Genomic DNA, 12,189 nt, shown 5'->3' on the forward strand with positions numbered 1-12,189 from the left:
TTTTTATATTAAGTGTTTAATGCGAGTTAGGCTGCTGAGTCACTTGCTGATATTTGAGAATGTATTCTTCGCGAATGGCAAGGCGTTGCTCAGGAGACGCTTTTTGCATACGTGCGCCCAGTTCTTTGCGTTCCTGACTGCTCATCATTTGCCAAGTCTCACGCATTCTTTGTTTTTCCGCATCAGGGAGTTGAGTAAACCAGTCCATACGCTGCTGCAAGCTGACACGTTGTTGTTCGGGGATTTCTTTTAGAGATTGGTAACGTTTAATCAGTGCCAATTGTTCAGAATCAGAAAGACTATCCCAAGTATCAGTTACTTGGGTATTCGCATCCTTGGAAAATAGCCAAAAACGTTCAAATCCTGCAAAGCTGGTTTGCAGAAAACTGAATGCACAAAAAGCAATCGCCAATTTTTTAGCTGCCATGTGGAACTTTGTCCTCACCTAAAACCATTAACATTTCTAAATCTTCAAGCATTTGCGGAGACAGTTTTGGGACTGACACCATTTTAGTTTGTGGTTCGTTATGGTCCGAAAGATTTGGTAATATCACAACGCCTGCAATCGCAGCTGCCAAAGCAAAACCTGACATTTTTAGAAATGCAAAGCGTGAATGTTTTGAATCCTGAATTTCTTCAAGAACATGGTGCATGACAACAGGTTTGTCTTTATGTTGTTGTGCCAGTCCATCAAGTTTGGAAGTTACTTGTTTTAAGAAATCATCTTGATTCATTCGGATGACCCTCCCAGATATGGATTTAAATGCGCTAAAGAGGCACGTAAGCCTTGGATAGCACGGTGATAATGGGTTTTTACACTGCCTTCTGTACAGTTCATAATTTGTGCGGTGGTATGCGTATCAAATCCTTCCCAGGCTCTTAACATAAATGCCTGCTGCTGACGCACAGGCAATTTTGCAATCGCTTCCTGGATTTCTTCAGCAGTGACTGCCTGATCGAGAAAGTCCAGCGGCGTTGGTGTTGATTCATCGACGACATCATCAAATTCAATTTCGTCGTCATCGAGACTGACTTTCTTGAAAAATGAAAACATTTGACCACGCCGTGACTCTTTACGACGCCAGTCCTGTAACTTGTTGTTGAGAATGGTATAAAATAGGGGATACCATTCTTCAGTACTTTTTTCTGCATAGGATTTGTGTAAGGAAATGAAAGCTTCCTGAACCAGATCCATGGCAATACCATGATGACCTTGAGTCGCACTTTCCATCATCACCAAGGCACGCCCAGTCACATCCTGCATGAAATTCTTCAGACGTGCTTCAGCCGTACTCTTCAGAATACTTACATCGTGTGTTTGCAACTGTTTTGGTGCTAAATCCATAGAGATGGAAAATCCTGTCATTGGACACCCACCATTATTCCCAAGTTCATAATCATATAACGTTGGGAATCCTGGTTTGGTTGACAATTAAGTTTATTATTTTTGTAGTTTAATCTATTTTATACATGGGCAGGGTCGTATTAAAACACTGTAACCTAAATCCCTAATTAGATACGTTGACGTACCATTTCAAAGAAACAGATCGAACCCGCAATTGCGACATTCAGTGATTCCTGACCACCGGGTTGCGGAATGCTCACGGCTTCAGCATGTTGCATCGCATAATCAGACACGCCTTGGCCTTCATTACCCAGAATCCACACGCAAGGTTTACGTAAGTCTTTTGAATACAGGCTTTCAGCACGGTGTGAGCTGGTTACATAGACAGGGATTTGAAATTGCTCAAGAATTTGTTCAAGCGCGATATTTTCAAAGGTTTGCAATGTGAAATGTGCACCCATACCGGCACGTAATACGCGTGGAGACCAGAGCGAGGCAGACCCTTTGGTACACACAATCTGTTCAATACCGGCAGCAGCAGCAGAGCGAAGCAGGGTGCCTACATTACCCGGATCCTGTACATTTTCCAGAATCAAAGTGTCTGCTTTAAAATCCAATGCATAATTTGCTGTCGGTAGAGTCACTACAGCTAAACAGGCTACAGATGTTCCTAAGGTGCTTAAATCTTTGTATAAAGACTCGCTTAGAACAAAGACCATACCTGTGTATTTTGCGAGAATTTTCTCGAAATCAGGATGTGAAAGTGCATGTTCAGTGGTGAAAATCGAATCAATTTTACGGTTTTCATGTAGCCAGGCGAGAGACAGATGTGTGCCTTCTAAAACCGTTTGACCTTGTTTTTTACGATAGGTATTTTGTTCGATTAAACCACGTAAGTGTTTAATCTTTGGATTGTCTTTTGAATCAAGAAAAAAAGTTGGCATGGGAGATATAATCCACGGCAGCCGATTCAATACCGGCTGCCGCTATAAAAATTAGTTGTGGTAGCTGGTCACAAGATCAACTTCGTTTTTAGAGCCAATGATCACTGGCACACGTTGGTGTAGATCTGTCGGTTCGATCTCAAGAATACGCACACGACCTGTAGTCGATGCACCGCCAGCCTGTTCCATGAGCATACTCATTGGGTTAGCTTCGTACATTAAACGTAGACGGCCAGCTTTAGCCGGATCTTTAAGGTCGTATGGATACATGAAGATACCGCTACGGCAAAGAATACGGTGAATGTCGCCCACCATACATGCAACCCAGCGCATATTGAAGTCTTTTTCACGAGGGCCGGTTTTGCCAGCTAACAATTCATCGATATAACGCTGTACGGGTGCTTCCCAATGACGTTGATTCGACGCATTGATCGCATATTCTTTAGTATCTGCAGCAACCTGAATGGCTTCAGAAGTCAGCAGGAATTCTTGAGTCTCAGGGTCATAGGTAAAGAACACTACGCCTGCACCGACCGTCAATGCCAACATGGTTGACGGACCATAAAGCACGTAACCTGCAGCTACCTGATGAACACCGGCTTGCATAAAGTCTTCTGCCTGAGTCACAGCATTTTTCGCAGGAAGAATCGAGAAAATGGTACCAACGCACATATTGATGTCGATATTGCTTGAGCCGTCTAATGGATCGAACAATACCAGAAATTGACCATTTTCTTGTGCAGGGGTGAATTCATCTAGTTCTTCTGAGGCCAAACCACCCACATTTGGATGTTGCTGCAAGGCATCAATCAAATAGTCATTAGAAATGACATCCAGTTTCTTTTGCTCTTCGCCTTGAACGTTTTCATGCTGTGCACTTCCCAATACACCCGCTAAAGCACCTTTTTGCAGTAATTGATCAATATCTTTGCAAATGTTTGCAATTGTTTCAATAACTTGCGCAAGTTCAGGTGTGAGATTCCCGCTTTGTTGTTGTAAAAACTGGGATAAAGTGCGGTATGACATAGGGGAAACTCCAAAACTTAAATCGGGAAAAAATGATCAAAACGATATGCGGCTATATTTTAGATGAGAACGTACTAAAAGAAAAATTAAACTGGATTATTTGTATCGATTTTGCCCTTGCAACTCCTGCGGAAAGTGCTATGTTGAAGACAAAGGAAAATTGAGAATAGGAGCACAGATATGACAACATTGAAGTTTGATGCGACTCCAACGCCAAGCGAAGGCATTACTTTAGATGATATCTCTGAAGACAAGATGAAAGAAGCCTGGCGGGATTATGAAGCAAAACCAGAGTACAAACAATTCAATAAACATGACCTGATCGAATCGATGCATCCGGCTGAACAGGATCAGCTTCCAAAGTAGACTGATTCTTTAATTGAAGCCAATAAAAAGCACTCATGATTGAGTGCTTTTTATTTGATGAAACCATCATGAATGAAAATTATTTCAACAATGGTGGTACCGCTTCATAATTAATTTCTACACGGCGGTTTTCTTTCCATGCATTTTCATCATGGCCCGCATTGATTGGCATTTCCTTACCATAGCTGACTGCTTCCAATTGACCAGGATTAACACCAGTCGTTACCAGGAAGCTTTCTACTGCTTTGGCACGACGCTCGCCAAGTGCCATGTTGTATTCACGGGTACCGCGTTCATCGGTATGGCCAGTGAGTGCTACACGTGAATTGGCATTGGCCATCAGGAACTGCGCATGGGCTTGCAACGTATTTAGATCTTCATTGCTGAGTTCAGTACTGTCATAGTCAAAATGCACCACGCGTTTTGCCAAGAATGCTTTATTTTCTGCAGTAACGCCTTTTGCAGAAGCGCCTGCCATGTTTTGTGCATTCAGTGCTGCATCTTCACTCAAGCCTTGAGTATTCACAGTTGTTGTACCGGTCGTATCTAAACCGCCCGTTTGAACTTCAGCGGCAGGCTTACGGCTCGCACAACCTGTCATGACAACAGCTGCTGCTAAAAGTGGCAAGGCAAATAATTTTACTTTGTTCATCTTCATCTCCATGAAGTTTGATTATGGGGTAAAGGGTTTATCAATATAAAAATGTTATTTGGGTGCCCAAGCCGGTTCACGGACTTCGCCCGTTTCACTTGGTAAATTCATACGGAAACGGCCATCCAGCGACATGATTGACAAGAGTCCACGTGCCCCTTCACGGGTGGCATAGACTACCATCTGGCCATTTGGCGAGAAGCTTGGCGATTCGTCCAGCGTCGTTGGTGTCAGAATGTTGTTCACACCAGAGGTCATGTCCTGAACCGCAACTCGATAGTTACTGCCGCTTGGACGATGAACTAATGCAAGTTTTTTACCATCTGCGCTCAGCGTGCCGCGCGCGTTGAATGCACCACGGAAGGTCAGGCGTTTATTGCTACTTGACTCAAGATCATGGCGGTAAATTTGTGGAGAACCGCCACGGTCAGAAGTGAAAATAAAAGATTTTCCATCTGGCGAATAACGTGCTTCAGTATCAATGGCACTGTCATTGGTCATGCGTTGTAGCTGACGCGTTTCCAGATTCATCTGGTAGATTTCCGGATTGCCGTGCATAGAAGCAGTAAACAGCATGCTCTTGCCATCTGGAGAGAAGCTCGGTGCGCCATTTAAACCGCGGAAGCTGGCCAGTTTTTCACGTTGACCTGTGGCCAGATCCTGTACATAAATCGCCGGACGTTTGGTTTCAAAGGACACATAAGCGATTTTTTTGGCGTCTGGTGTCCATGCTGGAGAAAGGATCGGATCACGCGAGGTCAAAATGGTCTTTGGCTGTTCGCCATCGGTATCGGCAATCTGCAGCGTATAGCGTTGTTCCGGCGTAGCAGGATTACGCAGCACATAGGCAATACGTCCGCTAAAGTCACCCGGAATACCGGTCAATGCCTGATAGATGGCATCACTGATCATATGCGCTGCCTGACGGGTGCGTGAGGCTGGAACAGTCAGCAATTCATTTAATAGATATCGTTTTTTTTCGACATCATAGAGCTGATATTGGATTTCAAAAGAACCATCGGCTGTGGTCTTGGATGAGCCGGTGACCACATAGGGAACACCAGCCGATGCCCAAGCTTCTGCATTCGGATTATTCAATGTCGCTGTTGCAGGCAGGTTTTTTGAAGCACTGGTAAAGCGGCCAGAACGATTCAGGTCATTTTCCACAATGGGATAAATGCTCTGATCCTGACTGAAAGGTACAACAGCAATTTTAGGTGCTGCCTCAGGCGCCTTGGTAATTTCCAGATGCAATTGGGCATAGGACTGGGTTGCCAATACAGGGCTTAAAGCGCTAATGATTGCGAGGCAGAGTAGATGTTTGCGAGTCTTTTCCATCATTCGTTATTTACTCAAATCAACGGATTTATTGTATAGATGCTTGGGCTACATCATCGCATGGATTTAATAGAATAAAACCATGAATTTATGACCAAACTGTTATGACACTGTGAAAAGTGAATATTATTTAATCAATTTAAAGTGAAGTTTAGCTTAAAAAATAAAAGCCATCACAACATTATTTATGTGATGGCTCCGTTTTTATTGCGCAGTAAAGGTTGAAGTAAAGCTTCGTGCTTCACGGCGTGCATCTGGATCGGAAGGCATTGGATAAGGTGCAGCAGCACGGACTGCAGCTTCTACACTGGCTTTCATGTCTGAATCACTTGAATTCACAATGACCGAGACTACACCGCCATTATCATTCAGAGTTACACGTGCAGTCGCACGCTGGCCTGATGATCCGACTGGTGTATCCCAGGCGCGTTTGATTTTATTTTCAAAATCGCGCTTCGCAGTGGATGCAATCCGTTTTGATTCCGCTTTTTTCTGTGCAGCTTCTTCAGCAGCCTGTTTCGCGGCTGAAGCTTTGGCCTCTGCATCAGCTCTGGCTTTTGCTTCGGCATCTGCTTTGCGCTTGGCATCTGCATCAGCTTTGGCCTTAGCGTCGGCATCTGCCTTGCGTTTGGCATCAGCATCGGCTTTAGCTTTAGCAGCCGCATCTGCTTTGGCTTTCGCATCAGCATCCGCTTTGTGTTTCGCCGCTGCATCATTTTTAGCCTTGGCTGCCGCGTCTGCTTTGGCTTTTGCTGCTGCATCCGCTTTAGCTTTCGCATCAGCATCTGCTTTACGTTTCGCCGCTGCATCATTATTGGCTTTTGCTGCCGCATCTGCCTTTGCTTTAGCAGCAGCTTCAGCCTTACGTTTGGCATCAGCCTCTGCTTTGGCTTTTGTTGCAGCATCCGCTTTTTGCTTGGCAGCTAAGTCGGCTTTTTTCTGTGCTTCCAGTTTGGCTTTTTGTGCAGCATCGGCTTTGCTCTGTGCATTCAATTCAGCTTGACGTGCAGCTTCGGCTTCCGCCTTTGATTTTTGCGCTGCATCCGCTTTGGCTTTGGCTGCTGCCTGTTTCGCCTGTTTCGCCTGTTCAGCGGCTTCGGCTCGTTTCGCTGCTTCAGCTGCTTGCTGCGCAGCCTTGGCTTGTGCTGCCTCTGCCGCTTTCAGTTCCTGCTGCGCTTTTTGTGTATCGACTTTTGGCGCAGGTGGAGTCACAGGTACAGCAGGGGCTGCAGTTGGAATGACAGGAGCGGGTTCTATACTGGGTTCAGCAGTCTGGGTAATTTCTTCTGCGACATTTTCATGTGCAGTTTCCTCAAATTCAGTTTCTTCGCGAGTCACAGGTTTAAGGTCTTCTGGCTTGATCAGAACGGTTTTGATCTGTTTTGGCGGTTCAGGGGGGTTACTCATGCCCAGATAAAGTAAGCCCACCAAAGCCACTGCATGGATACCTAAGGTGAATCCAAGTGCGATGGCTTTTTTCTGAAATGGTGGCTTTTTATAGTCTTTCATACTTTATTCTAATGGCTTGGTCAGTAAACCGACTTGAGAAAGGCCAGCATCCTGCAGGCTGGACATTAAGGCCATGACATCGCCATATGGACGGGTATTATGGCCATTGATCACGACATTGAGCACCTTGTTTTCATTTTGTGCCTGGGTTTGGGCATCAACCAGCGTACGCGTTAATTCTTCCAGTGTGACTGGGCCAGTCGCCTGATTTTTATATTCTAAATAATATGAACCATCTTCTTTGAGTGTGACGATGGTCGGAGCGTCCTTGGATTCGATCGGCAATCCGTTGGCCTGAGGCAAGTCAACCTTGATACCGCTGGTAATCATCGGAGCGGTGACCATAAAGATCACCAGAAGTACCAGCATGACATCGATATACGGCACCACATTCATGTCACTTTTTAGTGGCTTTTTAATACGCTGAAAGCGTCCTGAACCTTGAATCGCCATTAGTCTTTGTCCTGAGTTACGCCCACAGACTGACGTTGCAATAGCGCCACCATTTCTTCGGCAAACAGCGCACGGTCAGAGTAGACCGTTTCACCTTTGGCCGTGAAGTGGTTAAAGGCCAATACCGCTGGAATGGCTGCAAACAGACCGATCGCAGTTGCAATCAAGGCTTCTGCAATACCGGGTGCGACCGTCGCCAGTGTCACCTGATCAACATCTGCCAGGCCAATAAAGGCGTTCATGATGCCCCAGACTGTACCGAACAGACCAACATAAGGTGCAACAGAACCAATACTTGCCAATGCACCCAGACCTTGTTCCAGATGACCTTGGTCACGGCTTAAACCGACACGCAGAATACGCTCTGTTCCTTCAATCGACTGGGCAGTCGGCGCATGGCGTTTTTTCAGTTTCAGGAACTCGCCCAGACCCTGATAGAAAATATCTTCAAGGCCAGTGCGTTTGGAGTTGAGTTGTGCATTGTTATACAGGGTATTCAGCTCAGCACCAGACCAGAAGATTTTCTGGAAATGTTCATCATCGGCCTGGGCTTTTTTATAATTCATATAGAGCCTGGCAATCAGATACCAGCTATATATTGAGGCTAACAGGAGAGAAAGCATCACCAGTTGTACGACAGGGCTTGCTTGTAAAATAAGATCTGAAACTTGAAGAGATGATTCTAACTGAGTCGCCATAGTTGTTACGTGTGCCAATAAATTTTTTTAGTCTTGTTCCAATTCTTTTTGAATTAGTTCGCGGATTTCATCCGGGAGTCGACGTGGTCGCATCTCTGCACTGATACATGCCAACTCAACCTCACCTGATGCAAGCATGATTTCACCACGATAAATATTTTGTTGCAATACAAATGATGAAGCTTTACATGAAATGACACGTGCCGTAACAGTAATTAAATCATCCATCAGGATCGGACGCATGTATTTGATATTAATTTTATGCACCACAAAATTGTAGTCTGTCTGATGCCAGTAATGGCTCACTCCAGCGGCACGTAACCATTCGGTACGGGTACGTTCCATATAGCGAATATGATTGGCGTGATAGACAATGCCACCCGCATCAGTATCTTCAATATAAACGCGGATATTGAATTCAAAGTGATTCGCCATAGTTTTGTTCCATGCAGATTTTCGAAATTTTTGCTTGTTTTTAGATGCAGGAGAGGGATTAGAATTTGCCGGATTCCTGCCAAAAGTCAAGCAATTTAGCGGTTCAAAGTTTAGCATTGTGAGTTTTGAGACCAATGGCACAAGATGTCAAATCTGGAGAGAAGTCGCCAAGATGAAGTACTGATCGCTTAACAGCTCATTTATAAAACAGCAGCAGATACTAAAATGCGCGAGTCCTTGGAGCCGCGCATTTTTAGTAATAGAAGATTAGCCTTTATTTTTCTGTTTCCAGTTGGCCTGAACCTGCTCAGCTACTTTTGGATAGTCCAGAATAAAACGGACATGGCTTTCGACCCCGGTTTTCAAGGTCGCATCATCGACAATGAAATTCGGGTTATGGTTCGGTGCAGCTTTTGCCGGATCTTGATCTGCTGGCGTGGCACCGACAAATACGAAGAGCGATGGCATGAGCTGGCCATAGTAAGCAAAGTCTTCACTGGCGCTGGCATTGTTGTCTAAAACATGCAATTTATCTTCACCATGCACGCTCACCAAGGTTGGACGCATTAATTCAGTCAAGGTTTTATCATTGGTAGTCACCGGTGCATAAGGTGCAATTTCGACTTTCACCTTGACGTCATTGGCTGCGGCATTGTGTTCCAGCATTTTTGGCAAGTCTTTTAAAATACCCTGACGTACATCTTCACTATTGGAACGGATAGTGCCGACCATATTGACCTGATCTGGAATGACGTTACCGGTGGTGCCGCCCTGAATACTCCCAATACTCACCACACCCATTCCTTTGGTCAGGTCGGCTTTACGGCTGATCAGACTTTGTAAATTGGTCACCATCTGGGCAGAAGCATAGATCGGGTCTTTACCTGCCCAAGGCATGGAACCATGTACCTGACTGCCATTGACCTGAATACGTAAATGATCGGCACTGTTTAAAATCGCACCATCTTTGTAGAAGATATTGCCGCTTGGCATGCCTGCCATGACATGCATCCCGAAAATCACTTCAGGTTTTGGATTTTTTAAGGCACCGTCGGCAATCATTTTACGTGAGCCAATCTGATCGCCATGAGTGAAATTATCGATATCTGCACCGCCTTCTTCAGCTGGCTGGAATACAAACACCACTGTCCCTGCAATTTTATCTTTATTGGCGGCCAGAACTTTGGCTGCACCCAATAACATCGCAGTATGCGCGTCATGGCCACAGGCATGCATCACATAAGATTCTTTGCCTTGATAAATGGCTTTTTGCTTACTGGCAAAAGACACAGGTGCAGTTTCTTTAATTGGTAGTGCATCCATATCTGCACGTAAGGCCATCACAGGGCCAGGTTTGCCACCTTTTAATACACCGATTACACCAGTTTTGGCATAGCCTTTACGTACTTCAATACCGTAGGATTTTAATTCTTTTTGGACCAGCTCCGAGGTTTTGAATTCCATATTGCCCAGTTCAGGATGCTGGTGGATATGTTGGCGTAATTTGATGGTGTGTGCTTCAGCAGCTTGTACAGAATCATCAATCCAGTCGGCCAGGCTGAGCTGGCTACAGAAAAGAAGAGGGAGACAAAGGGATATCTGCTTATACATGTTCATACTTCGGGAGAACCTTAAGAATTTTAAATGGTTAAAGTGATTCTTTAGGATGGCATACTGATCTAATTTCGACCAAAACTCTCTAAGTATTTTTTGATACCTTAAAGGTATTCTGGGTGTTAATATCTGTTCTCAAAGAGCTTTGTTTGTTCTTTTACATTGTAAAAATATGTATCTAAATTGATTGTTTATATTTATAAGGTATGAAAATCATAAAAATTTCAGGCTGAAAAGGGATAAAAACGATCACATCTATATCAACAACTCGGATGAAGTGAAGATTTTTTAAACCTCTTAAACTTATTTTGGCACTTAGATTGCATTCACTCTTCCGTAATATTTTTTATGATGGAAATTGAACACATGTTAAAACCTTTGGCTTTATCTCTGGCAGTGGCTTCAAGCTTAAGTTTTATTTCGACAAGCCTATGGGCTGAAGACTTTAAAATACTGAAACAGCTGGAAAATAAACCCACATTACTCAAAAGTGGTGAATATAAAGGTCATTATTATGTGCCGAGTACCTTGAATACGATTACGTGGGGTTATCTGCCAAATAAAGATGCAAAACCTGTTTTGACTGTACCTTCAGGTAGCACAGTTACTTTCGATACAGTTTCGCATGAAGGGCTGCTGGAAGATCAAGGCCGCAATGCAGAGAAATATTTCACATCAAAAGGCGTCAAACCTGAGCATGTATTGGATGAAGCCAAGCTGATCACGAATTCCAAATTGAAACATGATTTCCATAAAGATGGACCACACATTATTACCGGGCCTGTCTATGTAGAAGGGGCAATGCCGGGCGATATTCTAAAGGTGGAGATTTTAAAAGTTGAACCGCGTGTACCTTATGGCGTGATTTCAAACCGTCATGGCAAAGGCACCTTACCCGAATTCCCGAAACGTCAGAAACATGAGCATGCATCTCCAGCCAATCCTGATGCTTATGGCAACGTGTCCATTTTTACCCCAATTGAGAAAAATGCGGATGGTGTATGGAAAGGCGTTTTAAAAACTGAATCTGGTAAAGCGATTCGTTTCCCGCTGAATCCGTTTATGGGCACGATGGGCGTTGCACCAAATACCAGTGAGCCTGTGCACTCTGTGCCGCCATCATTTTATGGCGGGAATATCGACATCAATGAATTAGGAGCAGGGGCTACGGCCTATTATCCTGTACAGGTGCCAGGTGCTTTGTTCTATACAGGTGATAGTCACTTTGTACAAGGCGATGGCGAGGTGGCTTTAACTGCCTTGGAAGGTTCGGCACGTGCGACTTTAAAATTCACTTTGCTTAAATCTGGCAAGGATAAAATTCCAGGTGCAGAGATTAAACAGCCGCTGGCTGAAAATGCTGAATTCTGGATTACGCCGGGTCTGGATGAAGACTTAGATGAAGCCATGCGTAAATCCACCCGTGAAGCGATCCGTTTTCTGGTCAATGAATATGGCATTTCTGAAGAAATTGCCTATGCCTACTTAAGTGCTGCGACTGATTTTGAAGTGTCTCAAGTGGTCGATCGAACCAAGGGTATTCATGCGATGATTCGTAAAGCGGACTTTAAGGAGTTTAAAAAAGACGCGAAATAATTTTTGAATAAAACTTAGAAAAATAGGTTTGTGCTTTTGCCAACTGATTTAGACATGGTCAGTTGGCTTTTTCTTTTGTAAGCGGCTGAAACTGTTTAGGGAGTGTCCTCATTTGAAGAATTGGTTTTAAATACTTAAAATCCTCCTTTGAGTTATTTTTATTTCTATATTTTCAATGGCACGTACTCTTCTTACCGATGATATCTGGCAGCA

At 44.2% G+C, this 12,189-nt stretch carries 14 protein-coding genes; 2 read left to right on the forward strand and 12 right to left on the reverse strand.

Annotated features, from left to right (window positions below; all coding sequences use genetic code 11):
- Nucleotides 1–16 precede the first annotated feature (16 nt).
- The 5 genes from ACTL4S_RS06190 to ACTL4S_RS06210 all read right to left on the reverse strand — a co-directional run bounded on the left by ACTL4S_RS06190 (nucleotide 17) and on the right by ACTL4S_RS06210 (nucleotide 3,315).
- A complete protein-coding gene (locus ACTL4S_RS06190; protein WP_005103857.1) occupies nucleotides 17–427 on the reverse strand; it encodes a DUF3106 domain-containing protein in 411 nt (136 codons plus the stop codon).
- Nucleotides 417–734, reverse strand: a complete 318-nt coding sequence (locus tag ACTL4S_RS06195; protein ID WP_005103856.1) for a hypothetical protein — start codon at nucleotides 732–734, stop codon at nucleotides 417–419. The genes ACTL4S_RS06190 and ACTL4S_RS06195 overlap by 11 nt, the downstream gene beginning before the upstream one ends.
- The gene (locus ACTL4S_RS06200; protein WP_004645678.1) at nucleotides 731–1,345 is read right to left on the reverse strand and encodes an RNA polymerase sigma factor; all 615 of its coding nucleotides are present in this window, start codon (nucleotides 1,343–1,345) and stop codon (nucleotides 731–733) included. The genes ACTL4S_RS06195 and ACTL4S_RS06200 overlap by 4 nt, the downstream gene beginning before the upstream one ends.
- A 167-nt stretch (nucleotides 1,346–1,512) precedes the next feature.
- Nucleotides 1,513–2,289, reverse strand: coding sequence for a TrmH family RNA methyltransferase (locus ACTL4S_RS06205; protein ID WP_005252450.1), 777 nt, complete (start codon nucleotides 2,287–2,289; stop codon nucleotides 1,513–1,515).
- Nucleotides 2,290–2,340: 51 nt separating this feature from the next.
- Entirely contained in the window at nucleotides 2,341–3,315 is a 975-nt protein-coding gene (locus ACTL4S_RS06210; RefSeq protein WP_441298949.1) for a class 1 fructose-bisphosphatase, read from the reverse strand.
- 180 nt (nucleotides 3,316–3,495) lie between these two features.
- Between ACTL4S_RS06210 and ACTL4S_RS06215 the strand changes: the two genes are divergently transcribed.
- Nucleotides 3,496–3,681, forward strand: coding sequence for an NF038105 family protein (locus tag ACTL4S_RS06215; protein WP_004645674.1), 186 nt, complete (start codon nucleotides 3,496–3,498; stop codon nucleotides 3,679–3,681).
- Between the two features lie 79 nt (nucleotides 3,682–3,760).
- Here ACTL4S_RS06215 and pal read toward each other — a convergent pair whose 3' ends face one another.
- From pal to ACTL4S_RS06250, 7 genes are all read right to left on the reverse strand, one after another.
- A complete protein-coding gene (gene pal, locus ACTL4S_RS06220; protein WP_004279115.1) occupies nucleotides 3,761–4,333 on the reverse strand; it encodes a peptidoglycan-associated lipoprotein Pal in 573 nt (190 codons plus the stop codon).
- Between the two features lie 54 nt (nucleotides 4,334–4,387).
- On the reverse strand, nucleotides 4,388–5,671 hold the full coding sequence (tolB, locus tag ACTL4S_RS06225; RefSeq protein ID WP_441298958.1) for a Tol-Pal system beta propeller repeat protein TolB: 1,284 nt from the start codon (nucleotides 5,669–5,671) through the stop codon (nucleotides 4,388–4,390).
- A 204-nt stretch (nucleotides 5,672–5,875) separates the two neighbouring features.
- Nucleotides 5,876–7,180 (reverse strand): cell envelope integrity protein TolA, encoded by a 1,305-nt coding sequence (tolA, locus tag ACTL4S_RS06230; RefSeq protein ID WP_441298950.1) that lies wholly within the window; start codon nucleotides 7,178–7,180, stop codon nucleotides 5,876–5,878.
- A 3-nt stretch (nucleotides 7,181–7,183) separates the two neighbouring features.
- Entirely contained in the window at nucleotides 7,184–7,633 is a 450-nt protein-coding gene (tolR, locus tag ACTL4S_RS06235; protein ID WP_004731735.1) for a protein TolR, read from the reverse strand.
- Nucleotides 7,633–8,331, reverse strand: coding sequence for a protein TolQ (tolQ, locus tag ACTL4S_RS06240; protein WP_253137816.1), 699 nt, complete (start codon nucleotides 8,329–8,331; stop codon nucleotides 7,633–7,635). The genes tolR and tolQ overlap by 1 nt, the downstream gene beginning before the upstream one ends.
- Before the next feature lie 27 nt (nucleotides 8,332–8,358).
- Entirely contained in the window at nucleotides 8,359–8,766 is a 408-nt protein-coding gene (ybgC, locus tag ACTL4S_RS06245; RefSeq protein WP_441298951.1) for a tol-pal system-associated acyl-CoA thioesterase, read from the reverse strand.
- Nucleotides 8,767–9,033: 267 nt separating this feature from the next.
- A complete protein-coding gene (locus tag ACTL4S_RS06250; protein ID WP_441298952.1) occupies nucleotides 9,034–10,377 on the reverse strand; it encodes an amidohydrolase in 1,344 nt (447 codons plus the stop codon).
- Between the two features lie 369 nt (nucleotides 10,378–10,746).
- Here ACTL4S_RS06250 and ACTL4S_RS06255 point away from each other — a divergent pair, with 369 nt between their 5' ends.
- Nucleotides 10,747–11,976, forward strand: coding sequence for an acetamidase/formamidase family protein (locus tag ACTL4S_RS06255; protein WP_441298953.1), 1,230 nt, complete (start codon nucleotides 10,747–10,749; stop codon nucleotides 11,974–11,976).
- Nucleotides 11,977–12,189: the final 213 nt, after the last annotated feature.

The organism is Acinetobacter lwoffii, from assembly GCF_052078135.1.
Lineage (GTDB): Bacteria > Pseudomonadota > Gammaproteobacteria > Pseudomonadales > Moraxellaceae > Acinetobacter > Acinetobacter lwoffii_Z.